The following is a 23,868-nucleotide window of genomic DNA, read 5'->3' as shown; positions in this document are numbered from 1 at the left end:
TTTGGTAGTACTATCATCATAGGAAGGTTTATAATCCTAGCATTACTATTTTGTTTAATCTGCATACAGAAATATCTACAAATTCTAATTTGGTATAACTTCAACTGCTGCAGAAAAACAGAAGAAAGTAACAACTGCATTCGTAAGGCAACAAACTGATAAAAATTGAAAGCATTCTTAACCCAAAAAAGCATTTTTTTTATTTCCAAAATTGTTGGTAATAACTTACCTAATGAAGCGTAATTTTTTATCATATTTTTATGATTTTGGTATATACCGTAAACGTTGAAGTGCTTAAGCGAACTAAGTACTCTCCTCTAGATAAAACCGGAAGTAAAACAGTCAAGAGGAAATCATCTGCTTTTTTGGTTTGTTTAAAAAATAACCTGCCACTAATATCAAATACATTTATTTCAATATCATCTGCAATAGGTTTTGAAAATTCGAAATTCAATGTTTGAATAAATGGATTGGGAAACGTATTAAATTTTATTTTCTCGGGTGGGTTTGAGGCAATATACTTTCCCCAAAAACTCTGTTGAAATCCCTGCTGAATCACATAATCAAAACTTGAAGTTCCAATATTACTATTTTGGCCAATCGTTTGTGAAACTAAAATCCCATCTGGTAATTTTTTAGAAACCCCTTGTGCCGAAATCATTTGATGATGTAAAACTTGACCTTGAAAAGTCACCGTAAATAATATAAGTAAGTACCTCATAAATTTAATATTTTATACAATAATACATAAATAAAACGTATTTCAACGATTAAATTTGCATTTAAACGGAAATACATAATATTAACAAGTTTAATACGACAAATCATAAATTCATGATTAACAACACTATAAACAACACAAGCTTAAAAAAAAATTAAAGTGAAAGTTTTTTTCGAACGGAAGACTTTTAAACCAACTAAAAAAAATAACAATCAAAAGTTGAATATCAACATATGTAACAAAAAAAAAGGGCTTAACTCTATTAAAGTTAAACCCTTTTCAATAAACAGTGATACTATTTATTTCTTATAATACTTTCTATATTTCGGATAGGATAAAGCACCAAATAATGCAATGCCCCCAATTGTATACCAAATCCAACTTAGCGAATGTGCTTCACCACTTGCATACGAGTGTAATCCTACTAAGTGAAAGTTCACTCCATAATACGTAAACAATGTAGAAATAAAGGCGAACATACTCATTAAATTAAAAATCCATTTTCCACGCAATGAAGGAACAAAACGAGCATGAATTACAAATGCATAAACCATAATGGTAATCAAAGCCCAAGTTTCTTTTGGGTCCCATCCCCAATACCTACCCCAACTTTCATTGGCCCATTGTCCTCCCAAAAAGTTACCAATGGTAAGCATGATAAGTCCAATTGTAAGTGCCATTTCATTGATATAAGTAATTTCTTGAATGTTTAAATCCATTTTTACTTTATTCTTTTCATTGGTAAACATAATTAGCAATAATGCTACAGCTCCCAGAATCATACCTAAAGCTAATGGACCATAACTTCCTACGATCACTGCAACGTGAATCATTAACCAATACGAGTTCAAAACAGGTTGTAGGTTGGCAATTTCGGGATCAATCCAGTTCAAGTTTGCTGCAAATAAAATCATTGCAGTTACAAATGCTGAGGAAGCCACAGTAAGTTTTGATTTACGGTCAAATGCCAATCCAAAAAACATTGTTGCCCATGCAATATAAATGATAGATTCATAAGCATTACTCCAAGGTGCATGTCCAGAAATATACCATCTTGCAATTAAACCTACTGTATGTAAAACAAAAAGTAAACCAATTATTATATGCATTCCATTTACTGAAAATTGCAACCACTTACGTTCTTTGAAAATTTGTAAAATGGTAAAAAACAACATTGCAATAGCAGCTAAAATATACCAAGTGGTCAATTTACTAAAAATATCGTATTTGTTATACAATACCTCTGATGTAATTCTGTCCTCACTTGGTCTTACTTTACTACCAAAACGTTTTTGAAAACCAGTAATACTTTCTACCAATTCATCAGCAGTTTTAAAATCTCCTGACGTAGATGCCGTTGCTAATGAACCAAAATACAAAGGCAAAACATTTTTGGTATATGTAGCCTCTATGCCATTAAAACCAGCTTCATTCAATTCTAAAAAGGAAACCCACTTATTGTTTTTATCCTCTGGAATCGGGAAAATTTTCAGGATACGACCACTCAATGCAGACTCCATAAGATTTACCCTTTTGTCTGTATCGATAAAATCTTTTTCAAATTGATTTGGATTAGCCGCTTTATAGGACTCGTCTAGGTATTTAGAAAGTTTGTAATTTCCTTTTTCATCAAAAAATGCTACGAACGGTGCAACCTTTGCTTTGCTATCAACACCAATTATTTTTCTTATACTATCGTTTCCTTTTCTTAAATGAATGATAGGAATCTCAATCCAATAACTAGCATACTGAGTTATGGATAAGAAAACTTGATCAGAATTCATATCATTATAAGAATCACTCTGGCTTACTTTTCGTAACAATTCTGATGAAAAAGTGTTGATTGGTTTCATTCTTCCACCACCATCTTGAATCACTAATCTCCCAAACTTTGCTGCATGAGCCTCAGAAACCTTATATTTTGTTATTAAAGCCAATAATTCCTCTTGGCTTAATTTTTTCTTAGAATGACTGTTGTGTTGTGCTGGTTTTTCACTAGCAGCTGCCTCACTTGCCGGAGCTTCAGTATGTGCATGACCTTCATGTTCAGCATGATCGTGTTCTTGAGCCATACCACCGATGCTAAAAAACAAGAGGCACACTCCTAACAATTTTGCTTTTTTGGATTTCACAACATCCAATTTTCTTTTTAGATCAGCAAATCTTGAATATTTAGTAAACATAATGGCCATCATAGCAAAATACAACATAAAATAACCGATGTAAGTTAATAACGTACCCCAAAAATCATGGTTTACGGATAAAATAGTTCCTTTTTCATCCGGGTCAAATCCCGATTGAAAAAAACGATATCCTTCATAATCTAAAACATTATTCATATAAATTCGGGCATCAAATGGCTCTTTATCTTGAACGGTTACTTTACTCTCAAAAGAGGAATAACTTTTCTCTGTTCCTGGATATTTTTGTGCAATAAAATCATTTAATTTGATTTTAAAAGGTAACACATAAGCTTTGCTTCCGTAGAAAAACGAATAATCTATTTTTCCCATTTTAACCGTTTTGGACTCCCCTACTTTACCTTTAGTTCCTAACAAAGTAACTGTTTTTTCCTGACCTTCTGCTTTTATTTTAAATGTAATAGCATCCTCATGCGTTTTAGCTTTAAAATCATTATCCGATTCGTAGTCTATTACTCCTTTTACGGCAGGATCTGGAAATACAAAACGCATTTCGCCTATGCTGTATAAAGAACGCATCATTAAAGGTTGTGCATTATCCTTGGTCACTTTACCTTGCAACTTATCGGCCATACGCATAAAATTCCCTTCAAATGGAGTTTGAATGGTATACTCCTTTCCAGTTGTGGTAATATTAATAGCTCCATCAGTGAATTTATTAAGTGAAAACAAAACGTTATGAATGTTTTGAACTTCACCTTCTTTCAGGAAATGTTCGTGCCTGCCACCATCACCGGCTTCAACAATTTTTAAGTATACAATCCCCTTAGGATCAGGTTTTATAAATTCCTTGGCACCCATCACAAAGCTTTCATATTCTACTTCAAATGGGGTGTCGGCAAATTTTCCAGTAATACTAAAATCATTATTTGTAACAGGTGAAAGTAAAACTTGTTTTTCAAAAACCCTACGCTTCATTTCGCCTTTATATTCGCCATCAACAAAGACGGTAAGAAACGTTTTCTCTGAAAAAATTTGATTTTCAGCAGCTCCTTCACGTATAGGCATTACTCCTTCATAACTGATGTAACGGGTTACAAATGCCCCTATAATGATGAAAATAAAAGACAAATGAAGCAACAAGGTAGCCCACTTTTCTTTTTTTAATAATTGATATCGCTTGATGTTACCAATAAAATTAATCACAAAAAAGACATGAATGGCCTCAAACCACCAAGCATTGTAAATCAAGATTTTTGCAGTGTCTGTATTGTATTTACTTTCTATAAAAGTTCCTGTACCCATAGCAACTGCATATGCTATGAACAAGAAAGCCATCAAACGTGTAGAAAACAAAAAAGAAACTATTTTTTTTTCCATTTTTAGGAGATTATGTTTTGTAAAATTGCCACAAAAGTACTTAAAAATGTTGAGTACTTTTAGCTGACATTTGTTAATTAAATCAAAATTAAGGAGGTGTTAAGAGAGAAAAACATTTATTTTCGGCTTCAAATGGTTACATTTTTGCAGTAATCTGCAATTGATTTTTTTTTATATTTTTTTTTCTAATTTTGTATGATGCATAAAGTAGTGATTATAGGTTCTGGAAATGTAGCTCAACATTTAATTGAGGCTTTTCAAGTGGAGGACCAAAACAAAGAAATTGAATTAATACAAGTATACACAAGACAAAAATCAGCACTGTCTCACCTACTGCCTTGGAATAAAATTACAGATGATTTTAGTTCCCTTGCCGAGGCCGATGTGTATATTATATGTATAACCGATGATGCTATTGAAGAAGTTTCAGCAAAACTCCCTTTTAAAAATAGGTTAGTGGTGCATACATCTGGTAGCATTCCACTTACCGCAATCCATGAAGACAATAGAAAAGGTGTTTTTTATCCTTTACAAACTTTTACAAAAAATAAAAAAGTAGACTTTTCTAAAATACCTATTTGTCTTGAAAGTGAAAATGCACCAGATTATCATATGCTTCTTAAAATAGCACAATCTATTTCTAAAAAAGTGTATGCAATCAATTCAGAACAACGAAGAGCATTGCATGTTGCTGCCGTATTTGCTAATAATTTCACCAATCATTTGTTCCAAATTAGCCAAGAAATTTGTCAGGACAACCAAATTCCTTTTGAAATTTTGAAGCCGTTAATTTTTGAAACTGTTGAAAAACTTGCAGTTTTAACTCCACAAGAAGCCCAAACAGGGCCTGCAAAAAGGAACGACCAAAAAACCATTGAAGCTCACGAAGCTTTTTTGGCACACAAAAAATATTTAAACATTTATAAAATTCTAACCCAATCTATACAAGAAAATGTCAAAAAGTTATAAAGAAATAATGAATGATATCACTACATTTATTTTTGATGTAGATGGCGTGCTTACAGACGGATCTGTTTTTGTGACCAATGAAGGTGAAATGTTAAGAACAATGAATATTCGCGATGGATATGCCATGAAAGCGGCTGTAGAAAGCGGATATAAGGTGTGTATTATTTCTGGCGGAAGTAACGAAGGTGTTCGAGTTCGTTTGCAAAATCTAGGTATAACCGATATTTATTTGGGCACACCTAATAAAGTGGAAACCTTTAATGAATATGCCGGTTTGTACCAAATAAAACCTGAAAACGTATTATACATGGGTGATGATATTCCGGATTATCATGTGATGAAATTAGTAGGTTTACCTACCTGCCCGCAAGATGCTAGTCCTGAAATAAAAACCATTTCAGGCTATATATCCCATAAACATGGTGGTAAAGGAGCTGTGCGTGATGTTATTGAACAAGTTATGAAAACTCAAGGAAAATGGAATACCCATTTTGAAGGTAATCATGATTAGATAAAAACATTTTTAATACCCATACTTCATAAAATCAATTTAGTTTTAAAATGATTTTAAACGTAAAATTATGCACTATTTAAGACTCATTCGATATCAAAATCTTTTCATGCTTCCTTTGATGCAACTCGTTTTTAGATTTGGTTATTTTCAATTCGAAAATGTAACATTGGCACTCAAAGACTGGCAATACCTTTTACTTGTTCTATCTTCTGTATGTATTGCAGCAGGTGGCTATGTGATAAATGATATTTTTGATCAAGGTACAGATGCCATCAACAAACCCAATAGAATTACCGTTGGAAAAAGTATTTCTGAATCTCAAGCTTACAATTTATATGTGGGACTCACAATTGTGGGTGTAGGAATAGGTTTTTATCTTTCAAATGTAATATCTAAACCTGGTTTTGCCTCAATTTTTGTATTGATAGCAGCTACGCTCTACCTATATGCAACAAGTTTAAAGCAAATGTTATTAATAGGCAATGTAATTGTAGCACTTTTATTGTCTTTTAGTGTTGTAATTATAGGTGTTTTTGATTTATATCCTGCCACCGGACCTGATAATAAACAGCAAATGGGTATTTTATTTTCAATACTTCTTGACTACGCTGTCTTTGCTTTTATGATTAATTTTATTAGAGAAATTGTCAAAGATATTGAGGATAATGATGGTGATTTTAATCAAGGTATGTACACTTTACCTATTGCAATAGGAAAGTCCAGAACCGCAAAAACTGTTTTTGCCCTAAGCTTTATTCCTCTTGCAGCCATATTGTATTATATTAACAGTTACTTATTAAACTTATTTTTTGTAACTATTTATTTGTTGTTATTTGTAGTAGGTCCTTTATTATTTTTTATTGTTAAAATATATACTGCAAACGCAACTAAAGATTTTAAAAATTTGAGCGTTGTACTCAAATGGATACTCTTTTTTGGAATTTTATCATCAGCTATTATCCGAATAAACATCAAATACAATGCTTAAAAACAAACTGAAAGATTACAAAATAATTTTGGCATCAGGTTCGCCAAGACGCCAACAATTTTTTAAAGATTTAGATCTCGATTTTGAAATACGAGTCAAAGAAATAGAAGAAGTTTATCCGCCTGAATTAAAAGCGCACGAAATAACTGATTACTTAGCAGTGTTAAAAGCATCAGCATTTGAAACTGAACTGGATAAAAATGATCTTTTAGTGACTAGTGACACTATTGTTTGGCATGAAGGTAAAGCTTTGGGTAAACCAAAAGATAAAGCAAATGCTTTTGAAATTTTAAAATCCTTATCGAATGCGACACATGAAGTAATTACATCCGTTTGTTTTAAAACTTCGAAAAAAATAGAGGTTATTCATGAAGTTACAAAAGTCACTTTTACTGCACTAAGTGATGAAGCTATTGCGTATTATTTAGAAAATTATAAACCTTATGACAAAGCTGGATCTTATGGAATTCAAGAATGGATTGGTTTTATAGGAGTTTCAAGAATTGAAGGATCTTATGCTAACGTGATGGGAATGCCTACTGATAAAGTGTTTGATTACCTTTCAAAATTATAAAGCCTATGTTGATTCAATTGGTAAACGAATATTCTAAAGAGATTATAGCTACGGGAATCGTAGGCGTATTACTCTTTTTTTTACGATACGTCACAACAAAAATTGTGAGAAGATATGCAAAGTCTAATTTAACAATTGAGCACAGAACTAATTTAGTGATCAAATACCTTCATTTGTTCATCAATATATTAGTAGTAATTGCCTTGATTATTGTTTGGGGAGTACAACCCAAAGATATTATTATTGCTTTATCTTCATTTACTACCGTTGTAGGTGTAGCCATGTTTGCACAATGGTCTATTTTAAGCAATATTACCTCTGGAATTATCTTGTTTTTTTCATTTCCGTTTAAAATTGGTGATGTGATAAAAATTCATGATAAAGATTTTCCAATTCAAGCAGAGATTGAAGATATAGGTGCATTTCATGTTTTTTTATTGACCGATGAAGGTGAAAAAATCATTTTTCCAAACAATTTGTTACTGCAAAAAGGAATTTCGATTATTAAAAACAAGTACGCAGAGCAAGAGTTTACAGATTAAAAGTTGCGTTTTTACAGTGTAACAAAAAAATTATGAAGTGATAATCTTGTAATCATTTGAAGGAATGATGTAATTACAATTTGGAGTTTTATATTCATTTTTGTACTGTAAATATTGTAGTTTTATACTTTTAACACTACATAAACCATCTCTATATGAACAAAGAACTGAAATTTCCTTTTTATGCAAAGCTCACGTTAATAAGTTTAGGTTTAATTTCTATTGTTTTTATATTTTACATGGGGCAAAATATAATTGTTCCCATTATAATGTCGTTTTTGTTTGCAATCTTATTATATCCAATTGCTCAGTTTTTAAAGCTAAAATTAAAGTTTCCTAACGTCTTAGCAGTAATGATTGTAGTGATTTTATTCATCTTGTTCTTCATTGGACTTTTTGTTTTTTTATCCTACCAAATAAGTGATTTTGCTGAAGATTTTGATAAGATTGAGAAAAACATAAACATCCATTTATCTAATATTCAAGGTTTTATTAGAGATACGTTTCATGTTAGTTCTAGAGAGCAAAAACAATATATAGATACTGCCGCCGAAGATTCATTAGAAAAAGGGAAAGAAATTTTGGGCACAACCTTGATGTCTTTTACAGATACTCTTGTAAATTTAACCCTAATACCTATTTATACTTTTTTAATACTATTATACCGAACCCACTTTTTGATGTTTTTATCAAAACTTGTTTATAAAGAGCACCATCAAAAACTGAAAGATATTTTAACTAACATTCGTATTGCTATCAACAGTTATATTGTAGGGTTAATTATTGAGATGATTATGGTGGCAACAATGACTACCGCTGGTTTAATGTTAATAGGTGTTAAATATGCCATATTATTAGGAGTGATGACCGGAATTTTAAACTTAATCCCGTACATAGGAATTCTTTTTGCGGGTGTTTTAAGTATTGTAGCTACATTAACAGGCACACCTGATTTATCTATAATTATTGGTGTTATTGCAGTTACTGTAGTTGTTCAGCTTATTGATAACAATATTTTGGTACCGTTAATTGTAAGTTCAAAAGTTGAAATCAATGCATTTATTTCAATTATTGCAATAATAATAGGTGGAGCAATAGCCGGAGTTTCTGGAATGTTTCTTGCACTGCCGCTACTTGCTGTATTAAAAGTAGTTTTCGATCGAATAGAATCTCTAGAGCCGTGGGGTTACCTCATGGGTGATCATTTACCCAAAACATATACGTGGCGAAACATAAAGTTACCCCTTTTTGATTCAGAGGATGAGTCAAAACCTAATGTTATAATCACAGAAGTTCAACTTCCAACGTTTACCGAAACTACAACTGAAAATTCTGTATTAAACTCAAATGAGAAAAAATAATTTGTAAAATTATTTTTTATAAATACTGTTTTAGAACACACCAATTCTTAAATTTCAACCTGAAAAACAGTGAATTAAATAATTTTTAAATGTAATTATGTAACATACACTTTTGAAAACATAGGTAATTTTACAATAAAAATAATTTTTAACCAAACTAGAAAAATATGAAAAAAGTAACTTTTTACCTTATGTTAATGTTTGTAACATTGAGCATGATCCCAAGTCAAGCATTTGCAGCAGAAAAAAATCCAATTGAAAATGTAAATTCTCCAAAAGAAATACCTGCAGAAGTAAAAGTTTTATTGAATCGTCTGGATGAAATAAAAGCAATGGATAAATCAGAGCTGAGTAGTTCTGAAAAAAAAGAGCTTAGAAAAGAGGTTCGAGCTATAAAAGCAGAGTTAAAGTCTACTGGTAACGGTGTTTACTTATCTGTAGGTGCCATTATTATCATTATTCTTTTGCTAATATTATTATTGTAAAGTAACTTTATTGCGCTTCAAAGAGGAAACCTAATCTGTTTCCTCTTTTATATTATTTAACATTCCTTCATTATAATAGACTTCTAAAACAAATAAATTTATATTATGAAAAACATACCATCCATCCTTGTCGGAATACTTTTTATGACCTATTCCTTTACATTACAAGCACAAGTTTCTGTTAACGTCAATATTGGTGCAGCACCAGCTTGGGGACCATCAGGATATACAGCAGTAGACTATTATTACTTACCAGATATTGAAGCATATTATGACGTAAGAGCAACCGAATTTATCTTTTTAAGTAATGGAGGTTGGATCAGATCTAGAAATATACCCAATCAATATCGTAACTATAACTTATATAATGGATACAAGGTAGTGTTGAATGATTATCGTGGTACCACGCCATATATTAATTTTAAAACACACAAAACAAAATACTATAAAGGATATAAAGGTAAACCTCAAAAAAATATAGGTGTCTACAAAGTAAAAAACGCAAACTCCTATAAAGCTAATAAAAATTACAAAAGTGAGCCCGGAAATAACGGAAACAATAAAAAGGACAAAGGAAATAATGGTCATGGAAATGGTAAAAATTAAATAATAAATATTTAAATACTAGCTATTTACACACAAATCAGATCTTTTGATGTATTTCCCTTATTGTTATACAAATATTATTTATTCAATTTTTGTCAAAGTAGCTGGTCAAGGCCAAAGTTTAATCTAGATAGTTTAGTATTTTATTAAGGTACTCATTCGTTTTTTGATTTCTCTTACCAGAAGAAAACCTCTTTTATTCTTAGGTTAAAATTCTACGATTGTATTTTTTGGATTAACCTTCTTTTTAAGGTTAATCCAAAACTGCTTTCTAACATAATTTGATAAGTTACAGTTGAATTATAGCACCATAAAACCAAGTGGTCAATGTAGTCTTTGTATCAAATATCAATTGATTAATATTTATATCGGGACACAGCTTGTTTAAAAAAATGCTTAATTACTATTTTTAATAGTCTTTGATTTCAAAGATTCTCACTTGCCTTATTGGGGTCTATTTTTATTTAGAAGAAAAACTGCTTTTGCAAATTCTTTCCCCAAATCAATATAACCGTCACTTTTATAATGGTATTTATCTGAATATTTATAACCGCTAGTACTCCTTACAATTGCTACATTGGGTTCGGTTATGGCAAATTTTTCTTGTCCATATTGCACCAATTCTCCAAAACCCCAAACTTTTCCATCGACATCGTCACCTGAATCGGAAATTTTTCCAATTGCAATAGGCAAATCATTGTTTCTAAAAGTCGCTCGCATGAGTTCCATCAACCTTTTCAAATTTACATAATATTGATTGGCAATTTGTTCTGTTTTATCGGCATCACTTTCTCCTTGCATCCAAATAATACCGCTTGGAATCAGAACATCCTCAATTCCATCACCGTTTATGTCTTGTACTGCCATGGCATTGTTGACCGTTTTTAGAAAATAATCGTATTGATTGATTCCTTTTCCTCCCCTAAAATCAGGCTCCCAAGCACCAAAGTAGGCAGTTCCGCTACTATCAATCGAGGATCCATTTCTGGCATATTTTATAATAGCCAATTTTTGGTTTGGATATAATTCTTGTAGTTTTTTGGCAAACGAAAGCTCAACACCAAATCGATCCGAAAATGTATTGCTTTTTCCATCCGAAGCAAAACCAGTTCCGTTCCCGGGCTGAAGCACATCCCACTTTCCTAAACCTCCAGTTGCATCATTATCTCCAACTGGGTTTCCTTGGTAAATAAAAACATTTTTATTTTTTTTATTTAAAGAATCTGGAAGCTCTTTTACATACCCATACCCCTGCATATTCGACTGACCTCCCAAATAAAATACTTTGATGGTATCTTTTTTGATTTGTGCCAAAAGCAAAAAAGGCACTAGAAAAAACATTAAAATATATTTCATATAAATTATTTAAGTCATTTAACCAATTCAAAACTGTCTCTCAAACGGATATCTGCCGAAGACGACCCAATCATCAGATCAAAATCGCCCGGTTCCGAAACAAACTCCAATGCATTGTTGTAAAACGACAGTTTTTGATTGTCTATCGTAAACTGAATGGTTTTGGTTTCCCCTCGATTCAAACTGATTTTTTGAAAATCTTTCAGCTCGATTATCGGGCGCACCACAGAACCTACTTTGTCTCTCAAATACAGCTGCACCACTTCTTCCCCTTTAACGCTTCCCGCATTTTTTATGTTCATCGAAACCGTAATCGATTCATTGTTTTTCATTGTTTTTTGAGACAATTTCAAATCCGAATATTCGAAAGTCGTATAACTCAATCCGTATCCAAACGGAAATTTTGGAAAATTGGGCAAATCAATATAGGCGGATTTATACACTTTATCTTCATTGATGGAAGGCCTTCCTGTATTAAAATGGTTGTAATAAATCGGAATCTGTCCTTCGGTTCTTGGGAATGACATTGGTAATTTTCCAGAAGGATTATAATCCCCAAAAAGAACATCGGCAATGGCATTTCCCGCCTCAGAACCAAGCCACCAAGTGTACACAATAGTTGGCATATTATCGGCAATCCAGTCAAAAACGAGTGGTCTTCCCGCATTTATCAAAATCACTATTGGCTTACCCGTTTTTTGGAGTTCTTTGATTAAATCTTCCTGAACTCCGGGTAATTGCAGGTTGCTTTTGCTCTTGGCTTCCCCGCTTTTATTGAAGTTTTCTCCAATACTCAAAATGATAACCTCTGCTTGGCTGGCAACCAACAAAGCATCTGCAAAACCTTCTTTGCTTTTACTTTCTACACCGCATCCTTTGGCATACAAAATTTTGGTTCTTTTACCTACTTTGTTCTCCAAGCCTTCCCATTGGGAAACAATATAAGTGGAATCAACCTCTTTTAAATCAACAGCCCAAAATCCGTGATTGTCTCTTTTGGATTTTACCATTGGCCCGATAAAAGCGATCGTTTTTAATCCTTTGGAAAGTGGCAAAACATCTCTTTCATTTTTCAAGAGAACAATACTTTTGGTGGCTATTTCTCTGGCCGCTTTGGTATGTTCCGGATTATTCAGTTCTCTTTGCTCCCTTTCTAGGTTACAAAATTTATAAGGGTCATCAAACAACCCCAATGCAAATTTCTTGCGCAAAATTCTTTTTACTGCATCGTCAATTAATGCAACCGGGACCTTGTTTTCTTTTACCAATTGTTCCAAATGATAACGATACGCATTACTTTCCATATCCATATCACTTCCGGCAGTTATTGAGGCTAGAGCTGCTTCTTTGTTGTCTTTTACGTAACCGTGATCCACCATTTCGCCTATGGAACCCCAATCGGAAACCACAAAACCTTGGAAATTCCATTTTCCTTTCAAGATATCCCTAAGCAAATAGGTATTTCCACTCGCCGGTATTCCGTTAAGGTCATTAAACGAATTCATGAAAGTGGCAGCGCCCGCATCCAGAGCTGCTTTGAAAGGTGGTAAATAGGTTTCCCAAAGCATTCTGTTGCTCATGTCAACCGAGTTGTAATCGCGTCCGCCAATGGCTGCTCCATAGGCCGCAAAATGTTTGACGCAAGCCATAACCGAATTCACATCGCCCAAGTTGCCTTGAAATCCTTTGACTCTGGCATAGGCAATTTTTGAACCCAAATAGGTGTCTTCACCGGCACCTTCCATCACTCTACCCCAGCGCGGGTCAAGGGAAATATCCACCATTGGCGCAAATGTCCAGTGAATTCCTGAGGCAGCAGCTTCGGTTGCCGCTATTCTGGCCGAAAGTTCTATAGCAGTTAAATCCCAACTTGCCGCTTCGGCCAGCGGAATTGGGAAAGTTGTTTTGTATCCATGAATCACATCTTGACCAAAAAGCAAAGGAATTTTCAATCGGGATTGCATGGCTAATTCTTGGTATTGCCGTGTATATTTTGTTCCCAAAATATTTAACATGGAACCAATTAGTCCTTTTTTAATTTCACTTTGTTTATTGGAATTAATGGTAATAGGTCCCGTAGCGGCATTGTCTCCTGTGTATTGGTTGAGTTGGCCAATTTTCTCTTCGAGCGTCATTTTCTTTAGCAAAATTTCTACCTTCTGATCTGTGGTTTGCTGTTGCGAAAAGGCAAAAACCGAAAAGAATAGTAGTGCTAATGTTATTGTTTTCTTCATTATTAAAATTTTATATGCAATGAGCCAAATCACTAGTCTGATTTAGCTTCTTTTTTAAACTCCAAAAAATCAAGATTAAAATTTCCTCCTGCGAATTATCCGCGAATTATATTGATTCTTTGTTTTAGAACTTTATTTTTTGAGTGTAGCTTGTTAGCTAATAAATAGAATCTATTTTGCTTAAACACCTCAACTTTTATTTTTGCATTTGCTCCCAGAGCGATGGTTTTAAAGCATCGTGATTAGATATTGCAGCATCTTTTTCTAGGTCTCCGGGAGTTTTATGCAAGTATTATAGTATGTCTGTTTTGTTGCGATAGGTTATTGAATTCCCTTTATTCTACTTACTTTAGAATAAATGAACGTGCCTAAAATCACTTTTAACGACTTTTCTTTATTACGATTGCAGATTTAACTTCGAGGTTATTGGTCAAGCGTAAAATATAAACTCCATCAGGTAAATTATTCATGTCTATTGAATTTGTACTTTCTTTTGAATCTATTTTTGTGATTGAATATTGTTTGCCAGTAAGGTCAAAGATTTGTGCAGTGTATTTGGTAAAGCCTTCTGGAACACTAAAATTTAATTTATCAGAAACTGGATTTGGAAATACGGCAAACTCATTCTCATTTATTAGAGTCTTTTCAACCGATATTTTTGCAGTAGTTGAAGCGTAATTAAAAGATTCCCAACCAGACACGGATTCTCTGTTACAATTCATGCCAGTAACTGCGCCTCCTTCTGAACAAAGAAATTTTCCATTGAATCCTTTTAAGGCTACTTGTTGTCCAATATTAATCCACTCAAATGATTCCCATCCACTAACAGCAGTACTATTAGACGTAACAGGTGAAGCTCCGTTTTGCGAATTCATATATTTTCCATTACTGTCTTTTAGAGCAATTTTATTGTCCCCCGCATTTACAACTGTAAATTTTTCCCAACCTTGAGCTGTACCTCTATCTGCAGTTACCACTCCCACGCTATTGTTTGAAGAAACATATTTACCGCTATTTTGGAGTGCTATTACGCTGCCAATAGGAGCAATAGGTCTGAGCCTGTCTTGTAATGTGCTGACTAAATTACAATTGGCTAATAAAGATTTATTACAAATTTCATTAGTTGCTGTTATTGCATCAGCTATACTAGGTTTGGCACTTCCAAATTTCACATAATTACAAAGCGCATCCCATTTTGGAGTACCAGGAAAAGAGTAAATAGATCGATCGGTGTATTGTCTTTTCCAAGCCCAAAATGCCCAACCAACGTTGGCAGCATCATAATCTATTCTGGCATCACGAATCCAATCCAAGGTATTTTCTCCAAATTCTCCCGCCCATACAGGAATATTCAATGCGGCACCTTGTCCTTTTATTAAATTCAAATCAGGATTGGGATCTAACTGCCCTTGTGGTCCATAATAATGATTTTCGAATACGAGGTTTGAGTCCCATCGTTGCAACATATCATAAAAATCACTGCCATAATAATTTCCTTGTGCAAAAATGAGATGATTTGAATCGACCTCTCTGATTCTTGCAGTCATTACTTTATAAGAAGCCATTAAACTACTTTTTTGACCATTTCCATTGTCCAAAACTGGTTCATTAAGTAGGTCATAGCCAGCAATCCACTCGTTACCAACAAAATTTTTATAATGATTTGCTATATGATTCCAAATACTCGCAGCAATGTTAACATTGTTCCAGTTGTTCCAAAAATCTGGTATAGCACCGTTTGGATTGTCGCAAGTATAACTTTTACTTTGATAACCTGGTGCTGTATGCAAACAAAGAATTACGTGTATATTATTGTTTTTGGCCCAAGTCACTGCTTTATCTAGCCAAATGAATCCGTCATTAGTAAGAGTACCAGTATTTTGATTCCAAAACATATTATATGCAAACGGGATTCTAATAACGTTATAACCTAGCGCTTTTGCTTGTGCAAAATCAGAATTTGTGATGTATGAATTTCTCCAATTATTTTCAAAACTTACTGTTTTCGCTTCATCATTTCCAAATAAGTCTTTAAATAATCCTCTAATTTGAGTAGGCGATTTTTCTCGTAAATTGCCACCTGGTTCAATATTCATCATGTATCCCTCCCAAACAAGCCAATTGCCAAAATTCACACCTCTTAAGGTTATAGGGTTTCCGTCTTTGAGTATCTTAGCTCCTGTGTTTGAAACAATCAGTCTCTGGGAGTTTACTTGTAAACAAAGAAATAAGAGCATCATGCTAATACTACTTTGTTGAAATCTAAGTTTCTGGTTTATTCTGGTTTTTGGTTTATTGTTCTTCATAGTTTTTGGTTAGTTAATATTATATAAAGATTATACAAAAGAGTTGATCTCAAAAAAAATCACTTTTCAACCAGACATCAATAGATCAATACTAAAAATATGTAGCATTAATGAATATGATCTGTAAGGAGCAATTCTAAAAGGTCATTAAGACCTTTTAGGCTATATTTTGTAATTAGTTTTATACTTAAATCTATAAGAAAAAGATTAGCCTATTACCTTAATAAACCAATGTTTGAATTGCATTTGGCAAAATAGTAATTTGGGTAGCTTGAGTTCCTACACACAAATTGTAAATTACACTAGCCTCACTTTGATTCATTACAACAGTTACCATTTTACCATCTTTATTTAAAAATGAAGTACTCAACAAACTACTTCTGCTCACAGCAGTACTCACTCTTTTGGCTTCTGGACGAATGAATTTTGAAAAATGTCCAATATAGTAATACGATGGTGTATAAATTAATTCACCCGTTGTAGTGTCCGCATGAATGGGTGCAAAACAAAAATTTCCTACATGATTGGGCCCACCCTTTTCATCCAAAAGAATATTCCAATCTGTCCAACCTACAGTTCCGTTATTAAAATCGTTTATCATAGAATTTCCATAACGCTCTCCATTGGCCCACAGTTGGTAGTTTTTGGAATCAAATTTTTCTACGCAACCTTCGGTAAACAGCAAGTTTTTATCAGGATACGCTTCATGCACACGGGCTACATTATCAAACATTGGGGAACCACCCGCCCAAGTTTCGTACCAATGAAAACCCATTCCCCAAGCATATTTTGCTGCTTCTGGATCTCCAAAAATAGTATTGGCACGTTGCACCATCAAATCTCGATTGTGGTCCCAAACTATTATTTTTTTAGCTCCTAAGCCTTCTTTTTTCATTGTTGGACCAAGGAAATTCTTTAAGAAATCCCGCTCAGCTTCAGCAGTAAACACACAGGATTCCCATGTTTGAACTGCCATTGGTTCATTTTGAATTGAAATACCCCAAATTGGAATCCCTTCCTTTTCATAGGCTTTTACAAACTTGGTATAATACATTGCCCAAGACTGGAAATACTCTGGCAAAAGAGTCCCACCTTTGAGCATACCTTTATTACTTTTCATAAAAGCGGGAGGGCTCCATGGACTTGCATATAAAGTTATTTTTCCGCCAGCTGTCTCTGTTGCTTTTTTAATCAGTGGGATTTTAAAATCTCTATCATGTTCTACAGAAAAAGTTTTCAATTCAGTATCGCCTTCTTTTACATAGGTATAACTTCCAGAAGCAAAATCCGAACTGTGAATTGTGGTTCGCATCAAAGAATATCCAATTCCTTTGTCTTTACTGTAATATGCATTCAAGAATTCTTGCTTTTTGTCACTCGATAATTTGGCAAAAACTTCGGCACTGGCATCCGTAACTGCACCTCCAATTCCTAGTAAGGATTGAAACGTTTTGTCTGGATTTACAAAAACACAAATCTGTGTTTCAGTAGGCTGAATTAATTCTGAAAACGTTACATTATCCGTTTTTGTTAATCTTAAATTAGTACTTTCGGCTGTTGTATAAACTGTAACTGTTTTGCCAATTGAACTAAAAGATTGATTTTTTGATTTACTTTTTTGCTGCGCAAAAACAAAAAATGAAGATAGCACCACTAACGTGGTAGTTATTTTTTTCATAATTTAAATAGTGAAAATTAATTTTATAGATGCTTTATTACCAGATATATGTTCCTACTGCTCCTGCTTCTAGTGAACTAGTAATCCATTTTCCATTGTATTTAATATTGAATAATTCTGGAGCACTTCCGTCGTTAAGAACCAATAGAACTTTTTTTCCTTCAGGAGTTTTAAAAGCCACATTTTGTAAATTGCCTACAATAGCACTACCAATTCTAACAGAGCCCGCAGGCACAAACTTAGAAGCATGAGCTGCTATGTAATAACCAACGTTACGGGTTAATGATTCGGTGCTGTTTATCGTTATTGCTCCCTTACACGTTGTGCATCCTCCTTGTGTATGAGGACCAAAAGTACCGTCATTAGCAAGATTCCACTGTAATGCAATTTTACTCCAATTTCGCATGGAACCAATAATTACATTTTTTACTTGCCATTTTAAATCTCCGTCAAATGATCCTGCAGATGAAGTGTATTGCTCTGTGAAATAAACCTCCTTATCTGGAAATGCATCATGAACGTTGGAAAGTGCACTAATATCACCTCCATATAAATGAAATGCAGAACCAGTTACAAAAGGGTAAGCTACAGCGTCTTTTAAGATTGTTATTGGATATTGTGGATTATCACAATTATGATCATAAGTAATAATCTTAGTAGTAATGTTGTTTGATTTAAATGCTGGACCTAAGTTATTTTTTATAAAATCAGCCTGCTGTAAGGCAGTCATTACCATACTCGGATTGTTACCCCCGTGTAAAGGTTCATTTTGAGGAGTAATCGCATCGATTGTAATTCCTTCCGCTTTCATTTTTTGAATGAATTTTACAAAATACTGAGCATATACTTCATAATATTTAGGCTGTAGACTACCTCCTACAAAACTTGAATTGTCTTTCATCCAAAGTGGTGCGGTCCATGGTGATCCCATTATTTTAATATTCGGATTGATTGCCAAAATTTCTTTCAACAACGGAATCAAATCTATCTTATCAGGAGCCAGACTAAAATTAGTCAAACTAACATCTGTTTGACCTGATGGCATATCGTCATAAGTAAAAGGAGTCGCATTCAAATCAGATGCACCAATACTAATTCTTAAGTAACTCAGTCCAATTGAAGCATCACTTGAACCAAATAATTCCTGCAGTAAATCTTTCTTTTTTTGAGTAGCTAACTGATTAATCACTTGAGCACTACCTCCAGTCAATGTAAACCCAAAACCATCCACGGTTTGATACTTTTGAGTATCGTTAATTTCAATATTCTGATAAATATTTGCTTTACTTCCAAAAGCTAAAATATTGGTTTGCTTTTGCAAAAGAACCGATTGATTCCCTTTAGTTAGCCAAAAATCAACTTCATTCTTTACTACCGGAGTTGGCGTAGGAGTTGGTGAATCCCCTCCATCATTTGAAGAGGAACAACTAATGTTCATGGCTGAAAAAGCTATTATAAAAAATAACTTTCCTATTTGATGTATTTTTTTCATTGTTTATTTGTAATTAATTTCAATAAAAACAGGGAAATGATCTGATGGGTATTTTAAGTCTTTAGCATCCGATAAAACAGCATATTTTTGAACAGTAATAGCGTTGCTTTTTGATAAAAAAATGTAATCAATCAAATGTGTTGATGCTTCGTTGTATTTAAAATTATTAAAAGTTCCGTAAGGTCCAAAAGGTTTTTCTTTCGAAATACTTTTTGCGTCATTCATTATTTTTTTTAACCTAATAATCCGCTCTGTTTCTGGTTCTGAATTAAAATCACCCATCAAAACAACGGGATATTTATTAGTATTTAATTTCTCTATTTTCGAAAGTATTAGTTCTAATCCTTTGGTTCTAGCTTCTTCACCTATATGATCTAAATGGGTATTAAAGACCCAAATCATATTATTTGTTTGCTTGTTTTTTAAAAGTGCATACGAACAAACTCGGTTGCAAGCTGCGTCCCATCCCATTGAAATGGATTCTGGTGTTGCCGATAGCCAAAAGGTCTTGGATTCGATTACTTTAAATATTTCTTTGGCATAAAAAATATTTGACGATTCTCCTTTTCCTACTCCGTCTCTTCCAATCCCTACATAACTGTATTGCGGAAGCGCAGTTGCTATATCCAATACCTGATTGGGTTTTGCTTCTTGAATTCCAAAAATATCAGGTGCATAAAATTGAATTTGCCCATTAAAAAAATCTTTTCTGTGCGTCCAGTCATTCTCTTTGTCAGACTCAATATCTAGACGAATATTATACGTCATAATTTTTAGATGCTGAGCATTCGAAAACAGACTTGCCAAACAAATACAAACTATAACTGCTAAATTCGTTTTAGACATTTTTTTCTATTATTTAGGAATTAATCATTTATTTAGTAATACGTAAATCAGTTATTTAAAGTATAAAACACAAAACTACTTCTCTAATTATAAACCCTTATATAATCCACTTCCAAAGTAGAAGAGGTAAAACCAGCATCTACAGGACCTCCCCAAATGCCTCCCATTGCTAAGTTTACAATTAGATAAAAGTTCTTATTGAATGGGAATTTATCTGAATTTACAAAAGTGTAAAACAACTTATCATCTACATAAAACTTTATATAACTTGCTGTCCAATCAGCCGTGTAAACATGAAATTCAGTATTATCATTAGGTACTTTTATGGTTCCTGTATCTGGAGTTGCACCGGAACGTCCAGGAGAGTGTAAAGATGAATGATTGACATTCAACTCCTTTCCAACCGATTCTAAAATATCTATTTCACCACATGCAGGCCATCCAACACTACCTATATTACTCCCCAGCATCCAAACAGCAGGCCAGGTCCCAACTCCAGTAGGTACTTTTGCCCGGATTACTACTTTGCCATACGTAAAATCGAATTTTCCATTGGATTCTAATCTTCCAGAAGTGAAGTCGCCCTTTCCGTATTTTTCTCTGATGGCTTTTATTTTTAAAACACCAGCTTGAACAATTGTATTTTCAGAACGATTGGTATAGGACTGTAGTTCGTTGTTCACTCTCGCTGGATCCCAAATTTGGAAAGTCCATTTACTTGGATCAGGCGCACCATCAGTATTAAACTCATCAGACCAAATCAACTTAGGCTCTACTAAAACTTTAATAGATAATGATGTGCTAACAAATTTACCAGCATTATAAGCAGACACATACAAAGTATAAGTATGAGTACCTGATGCAGTATAGATGTAAGTAAAGCTTCCGTTTGTTATTTCCTTTGTTTCTCCATTTCCTAAAACTATTTTATACGATGTTGCATTTGTTGCAGTTAAATTAAAATTTACCATGCCGCTTCCATCTCCGTTTGGATTTTGATCAGTGGCACCTACAATTGTGGCTATTACTTTTAGATTTGCTGGTTTTTGATCAACATCAAACTCTTCAGAATTTGAACCGCTGCATGAAATAAACAGAAAGCAGTTCAAAACAATAATCAAATTAATTTTAGAAAAATATTTTTTCATTTTTTTACTATCCTTTAAAACATTAGATCAAAGAAATGGCCCATAATCATGGAGAATGGGCCATTCTACAAACTCAACCTAACTAAAACTTAACTAATAATTTATTTAATTAAAAACTACTACATAGACAGTCTCATTTCAATATCTTGAATTTTAATACCAGCCTTCATATCTTCACCACCGCCTCTTATTACAAGGTATGCTGTACCTGTTTTAGTAGCAGTGAATATTCCTAAATTGTTTTCCGCCTTACAGCCTACAGCTGAAATTTTACCTGAAAAAGTAGCCGTTGCACAACCGTCCCAAGTACTTAAAGCTCTTAATTTTCCTCCTTCGGAATAATCCGTTCCAGTAACTGGTGCAGCATAACCGCAATACACTTCGAACCAAGTATTACTACCTCCTGTTGTTGAAGAAGTAAGCATGTCTATTACGTATTTTTTACCTGCAACAACATTAATTGCCTGATATATTCCGTTACCAGCCCACCCAGTAGCTGTCAAAGTAGCCGAACCACTGCCAAAACTTATACGGGCACTAGAGCCTGGATTTGTAACTGTCCATTTAGACCAATCCTCACTATTAGTTAATCTTCCTCCTTTAAGGATATTTCCTTTCACTGGATCTGAGGTTGCTACAATTATATTTTGCGTTGCTAAAGCTGTTGCACCGCCTGCACCTATAGCTTTATGAGCGATAGTATAAGTTCCAGCGTCTGGTAATGAAATTTCAAAATTCATTTTTCCATCAGCAAATCCTGAACCTGTATCCCAAATAGATCTTAACACTCCTTTTGGTTGTGCAACAACATTATATACATTAGTTTTACCTTCAACAGGTGTAACTTTAAATGATGCGTCAACAGTTGTTGGAGTTAAGCCATTGTTAGTAAACTGGTCTTCGGGCTGACAGCTTGTGAAATTTACGATAGCAGCCATAGCAAACATTAGTAAAATTCCCTTCTTTTTAATTATATGTGAGTTCATAAAATGTCATTTTAACAATTAGTATTTAGGATTTTGAACGATTTTTGTGTTCGGTAAGTTACTATAAGGTATTGGCCAAATTTCATTTTTACCAGCTATAAACCCTTTATCAGCTAGAGCTGTAGCTGCTTTTCCAGTACGCACTAAATCAAACCAGCGGTGTCCTTCACCTGCTAATTCTTTTCTTCTTTCTAACATAATGGCATCAATAGAAACTGGCACAGATGCTAATCCTACTCTAGCTCTAACCGCATCTAGTAATGCTTGTGCTCTAGCTCCTGTTCCGCCAAGTGCCTCTGCCTCCATTAAATAAGTATCTGCTAAACGAATAGCATAAACATCTTGTTTGTAATTTAAGGCTGTTGCTCCTCCTCCTGTAGAAGTATCAGAGTTTAATGGTGCAAATTTTTTCAAAAAATATCCTGTGTCTTGATAATGAGGTTTCCATTTAGCATCACCAGCGGCATCCAATGCTTTCATATCTATTATTGTGGCATCAAAACGAGGATCACCTTTTAAAACATTATATAAAGCGGGTGTCACTGTATTGAAACTCCATCCAGAAACGTAGTCTGGAGCAAGAGCAGTCTTTTTTTCGTAACCACGGGGACCTACCATAATATTTATACTATTTCCTTCATCGGCACCACTACCCCAAAAATTCCAATCAGCATTACTTTTGTCCGTATGCATAATTTCAATAATGGCCTCTGAGTTGAATTTATTGTTAATTTTCCAAAGGTCTGCAAACTTGTCTAATAATTTATATCCATAAATACTAGTGCCTCCTGGCGTACCGTTTACTGCCGCAAGTTCAGTTGCAGCTAGGTTGTTTTTATTTTCATACAAGTACACTTTACCTAATAAAGCTTGAACAGATCCCTTAGTTAGACGGCCTGCTTCAGTTTTAACATCTATTAAGGTATTAGGTAAGACCGCTTTCGCTTCTATTAAATCTTTCTCAATTTGAGCATAAACCACACCAGATGAAACTTGCACTATATTATATGTTTGTGATGGTGAAATAGGTTGTAAAATCAAAGGAATATTTTTAAAAGTACGCACTAGCTCAAAATAATAATACGCTCGAAGTGCTTTTGCCTCTGCAACAAATCGTGCTTTTTTATTAGCATCCATAGCAGTTCCTGGTAACTTCTCGATTAAAATATTAGCACGTGAAATTCCTTGGTAGAAATCACTCCAAAAGCTTTCTGGCATATTGATTTGATCTAAAGTATAATTATCAAATGCATGAATTCCTACTCCATCTCCAACGTTACCACCACCAGCAAAAAAATCATCCGAACCTGCATTCATCATACAAATCATATTATCAAACCCTTTAGATTGTTTGCCTATAATGTCATAAACAGCGATTAATCCAGAGTATGCTTGATTTTCGTTTTTATAATAATTATCAACTAACTCAAGACCCTTAGGATCAACATATAAGAATTCTTCATTACAGGCTGCAGCTGTAAAAAGTAAACCAACTGCAATACCTACATATTTTATATTTTTAAATTTCATAATTTTTTTAT

General features: G+C 33.7%; 19 protein-coding genes. 8 read left to right on the top strand and 11 right to left on the bottom strand.

What is annotated here, in order from left to right:
* Window positions 1-250: 250 nt before the first annotated feature.
* A complete protein-coding gene (locus tag FJV36_RS13875) occupies window positions 251-721 on the bottom strand; it encodes a T9SS type A sorting domain-containing protein (RefSeq protein ID WP_158727881.1) in 471 nt (156 codons plus the stop codon).
* A gap of 299 nt (window positions 722-1,020) precedes the next feature.
* The gene (gene ccsA, locus FJV36_RS13870) at window positions 1,021-4,242 is read right to left on the bottom strand and encodes a cytochrome c biogenesis protein CcsA (RefSeq protein ID WP_158727882.1); all 3,222 of its coding nucleotides are present in this window, start codon (window positions 4,240-4,242) and stop codon (window positions 1,021-1,023) included.
* Between the two features lie 195 nt (window positions 4,243-4,437).
* On the opposite strand from ccsA, the gene FJV36_RS13865 reads away from it, so the two are divergent.
* From FJV36_RS13865 to FJV36_RS13830, 8 genes are all read left to right on the top strand, one after another.
* A complete protein-coding gene (locus FJV36_RS13865; RefSeq protein WP_347753129.1) occupies window positions 4,438-5,211 on the top strand; it encodes a DUF2520 domain-containing protein in 774 nt (257 codons plus the stop codon).
* Entirely contained in the window at window positions 5,195-5,722 is a 528-nt protein-coding gene (locus tag FJV36_RS13860; RefSeq protein WP_158727883.1) for an HAD family hydrolase, read from the top strand. Before FJV36_RS13865 ends, FJV36_RS13860 begins: the two co-directional genes overlap by 17 nt.
* A 70-nt stretch (window positions 5,723-5,792) precedes the next feature.
* Complete coding sequence (locus tag FJV36_RS13855) at window positions 5,793-6,713, top strand: geranylgeranylglycerol-phosphate geranylgeranyltransferase (RefSeq protein ID WP_158981227.1); 921 nt, start codon at window positions 5,793-5,795, stop codon at window positions 6,711-6,713.
* The gene (locus tag FJV36_RS13850; protein WP_158727885.1) at window positions 6,706-7,287 is read left to right on the top strand and encodes a Maf-like protein; all 582 of its coding nucleotides are present in this window, start codon (window positions 6,706-6,708) and stop codon (window positions 7,285-7,287) included. Before FJV36_RS13855 ends, FJV36_RS13850 begins: the two co-directional genes overlap by 8 nt.
* 5 nt (window positions 7,288-7,292) lie before the next feature.
* Window positions 7,293-7,829, top strand: coding sequence for a mechanosensitive ion channel domain-containing protein (locus FJV36_RS13845; protein ID WP_370514373.1), 537 nt, complete (start codon window positions 7,293-7,295; stop codon window positions 7,827-7,829).
* 155 nt (window positions 7,830-7,984) lie between these two features.
* Window positions 7,985-9,190: an AI-2E family transporter gene (locus tag FJV36_RS13840; RefSeq protein WP_158727886.1), complete on the top strand. Its 1,206-nt coding sequence runs from the start codon at window positions 7,985-7,987 to the stop codon at window positions 9,188-9,190.
* Window positions 9,191-9,357: 167 nt separating this feature from the next.
* Window positions 9,358-9,675 carry a hypothetical protein gene (locus tag FJV36_RS13835; protein WP_158727887.1) on the top strand — a complete coding sequence of 106 codons (318 nt, stop codon included), beginning with the start codon at window positions 9,358-9,360 and terminating at the stop codon, window positions 9,673-9,675.
* Between the two features lie 105 nt (window positions 9,676-9,780).
* Window positions 9,781-10,281: a hypothetical protein gene (locus tag FJV36_RS13830; protein ID WP_158727888.1), complete on the top strand. Its 501-nt coding sequence runs from the start codon at window positions 9,781-9,783 to the stop codon at window positions 10,279-10,281.
* A gap of 444 nt (window positions 10,282-10,725) precedes the next feature.
* Here FJV36_RS13830 and FJV36_RS13825 read toward each other — a convergent pair whose 3' ends face one another.
* The 9 genes from FJV36_RS13825 to FJV36_RS13785 all read right to left on the bottom strand — a co-directional run bounded on the left by FJV36_RS13825 (window position 10,726) and on the right by FJV36_RS13785 (window position 23,857).
* Entirely contained in the window at window positions 10,726-11,637 is a 912-nt protein-coding gene (locus FJV36_RS13825; protein ID WP_158727889.1) for a sialate O-acetylesterase, read from the bottom strand.
* 14 nt (window positions 11,638-11,651) lie between these two features.
* A complete protein-coding gene (bglX, locus tag FJV36_RS13820) occupies window positions 11,652-13,871 on the bottom strand; it encodes a beta-glucosidase BglX (RefSeq protein ID WP_158727890.1) in 2,220 nt (739 codons plus the stop codon).
* A 380-nt stretch (window positions 13,872-14,251) separates the two neighbouring features.
* Window positions 14,252-16,177 (bottom strand): cellulase family glycosylhydrolase, encoded by a 1,926-nt coding sequence (locus FJV36_RS13815; RefSeq protein ID WP_158727891.1) that lies wholly within the window; start codon window positions 16,175-16,177, stop codon window positions 14,252-14,254.
* Between the two features lie 220 nt (window positions 16,178-16,397).
* Window positions 16,398-17,855, bottom strand: coding sequence for a glycoside hydrolase family 30 beta sandwich domain-containing protein (locus FJV36_RS13810; RefSeq protein ID WP_158727892.1), 1,458 nt, complete (start codon window positions 17,853-17,855; stop codon window positions 16,398-16,400).
* Window positions 17,856-17,892: 37 nt separating this feature from the next.
* Window positions 17,893-19,347: a glycoside hydrolase family 30 beta sandwich domain-containing protein gene (locus FJV36_RS13805; RefSeq protein ID WP_158727893.1), complete on the bottom strand. Its 1,455-nt coding sequence runs from the start codon at window positions 19,345-19,347 to the stop codon at window positions 17,893-17,895.
* Window positions 19,348-19,350: 3 nt separating this feature from the next.
* The gene (locus tag FJV36_RS13800) at window positions 19,351-20,193 is read right to left on the bottom strand and encodes an endonuclease/exonuclease/phosphatase family protein (protein ID WP_158727894.1); all 843 of its coding nucleotides are present in this window, start codon (window positions 20,191-20,193) and stop codon (window positions 19,351-19,353) included.
* Between the two features lie 83 nt (window positions 20,194-20,276).
* Entirely contained in the window at window positions 20,277-21,341 is a 1,065-nt protein-coding gene (locus FJV36_RS13795; protein ID WP_158727895.1) for a family 16 glycosylhydrolase, read from the bottom strand.
* A 119-nt stretch (window positions 21,342-21,460) separates the two neighbouring features.
* Complete coding sequence (locus tag FJV36_RS13790; RefSeq protein ID WP_158727896.1) at window positions 21,461-22,327, bottom strand: hypothetical protein; 867 nt, start codon at window positions 22,325-22,327, stop codon at window positions 21,461-21,463.
* Window positions 22,328-22,345: 18 nt separating this feature from the next.
* The gene (locus tag FJV36_RS13785) at window positions 22,346-23,857 is read right to left on the bottom strand and encodes a RagB/SusD family nutrient uptake outer membrane protein (protein ID WP_158727897.1); all 1,512 of its coding nucleotides are present in this window, start codon (window positions 23,855-23,857) and stop codon (window positions 22,346-22,348) included.
* Window positions 23,858-23,868 lie beyond the last annotated feature (11 nt).

Source organism: Flavobacterium sp. I-STPP5a (genome assembly GCF_009764685.1).
In the GTDB taxonomy this organism is placed as follows: domain Bacteria; phylum Bacteroidota; class Bacteroidia; order Flavobacteriales; family Flavobacteriaceae; genus Flavobacterium.
The sequence above is the reverse complement of the archived record's forward strand: the minus strand, read 5'-3'. Positions and strand labels throughout refer to the sequence as shown.

Excerpts from the sequence above, each read along its gene's own strand:
- FJV36_RS13805 (WP_158727893.1), bottom strand. The coding sequence starts at position 19,347 with ATGAAAAAAATACATCAAATAGGAAAGTTATTTTTTATAATAGCTTTT.
- FJV36_RS13845 (WP_370514373.1), top strand. The coding sequence starts at position 7,293 with ATGTTGATTCAATTGGTAAACGAATATTCTAAAGAGATTATAGCTACG.
- FJV36_RS13830 (WP_158727888.1), top strand. The coding sequence starts at position 9,781 with ATGAAAAACATACCATCCATCCTTGTCGGAATACTTTTTATGACCTAT.
- bglX (WP_158727890.1), bottom strand. The coding sequence starts at position 13,871 with ATGAAGAAAACAATAACATTAGCACTACTATTCTTTTCGGTTTTTGCC.
- FJV36_RS13875 (WP_158727881.1), bottom strand. The coding sequence starts at position 721 with ATGAGGTACTTACTTATATTATTTACGGTGACTTTTCAAGGTCAAGTT.
- FJV36_RS13800 (WP_158727894.1), bottom strand. The coding sequence starts at position 20,193 with ATGTCTAAAACGAATTTAGCAGTTATAGTTTGTATTTGTTTGGCAAGT.
- FJV36_RS13815 (WP_158727891.1), bottom strand. The coding sequence starts at position 16,177 with ATGAAGAACAATAAACCAAAAACCAGAATAAACCAGAAACTTAGATTT.
- FJV36_RS13835 (WP_158727887.1), top strand. The coding sequence starts at position 9,358 with ATGAAAAAAGTAACTTTTTACCTTATGTTAATGTTTGTAACATTGAGC.
- FJV36_RS13860 (WP_158727883.1), top strand. The coding sequence starts at position 5,195 with ATGTCAAAAAGTTATAAAGAAATAATGAATGATATCACTACATTTATT.
- FJV36_RS13825 (WP_158727889.1), bottom strand. The coding sequence starts at position 11,637 with ATGAAATATATTTTAATGTTTTTTCTAGTGCCTTTTTTGCTTTTGGCA.
- FJV36_RS13850 (WP_158727885.1), top strand. The coding sequence starts at position 6,706 with ATGCTTAAAAACAAACTGAAAGATTACAAAATAATTTTGGCATCAGGT.
- FJV36_RS13790 (WP_158727896.1), bottom strand. The coding sequence starts at position 22,327 with ATGAACTCACATATAATTAAAAAGAAGGGAATTTTACTAATGTTTGCT.
- FJV36_RS13865 (WP_347753129.1), top strand. The coding sequence starts at position 4,438 with ATGATGCATAAAGTAGTGATTATAGGTTCTGGAAATGTAGCTCAACAT.
- FJV36_RS13795 (WP_158727895.1), bottom strand. The coding sequence starts at position 21,341 with ATGAAAAAATATTTTTCTAAAATTAATTTGATTATTGTTTTGAACTGC.
- FJV36_RS13855 (WP_158981227.1), top strand. The coding sequence starts at position 5,793 with ATGCACTATTTAAGACTCATTCGATATCAAAATCTTTTCATGCTTCCT.
- ccsA (WP_158727882.1), bottom strand. The coding sequence starts at position 4,242 with ATGGAAAAAAAAATAGTTTCTTTTTTGTTTTCTACACGTTTGATGGCT.
- FJV36_RS13785 (WP_158727897.1), bottom strand. The coding sequence starts at position 23,857 with ATGAAATTTAAAAATATAAAATATGTAGGTATTGCAGTTGGTTTACTT.
- FJV36_RS13810 (WP_158727892.1), bottom strand. The coding sequence starts at position 17,855 with ATGAAAAAAATAACTACCACGTTAGTGGTGCTATCTTCATTTTTTGTT.
- FJV36_RS13840 (WP_158727886.1), top strand. The coding sequence starts at position 7,985 with ATGAACAAAGAACTGAAATTTCCTTTTTATGCAAAGCTCACGTTAATA.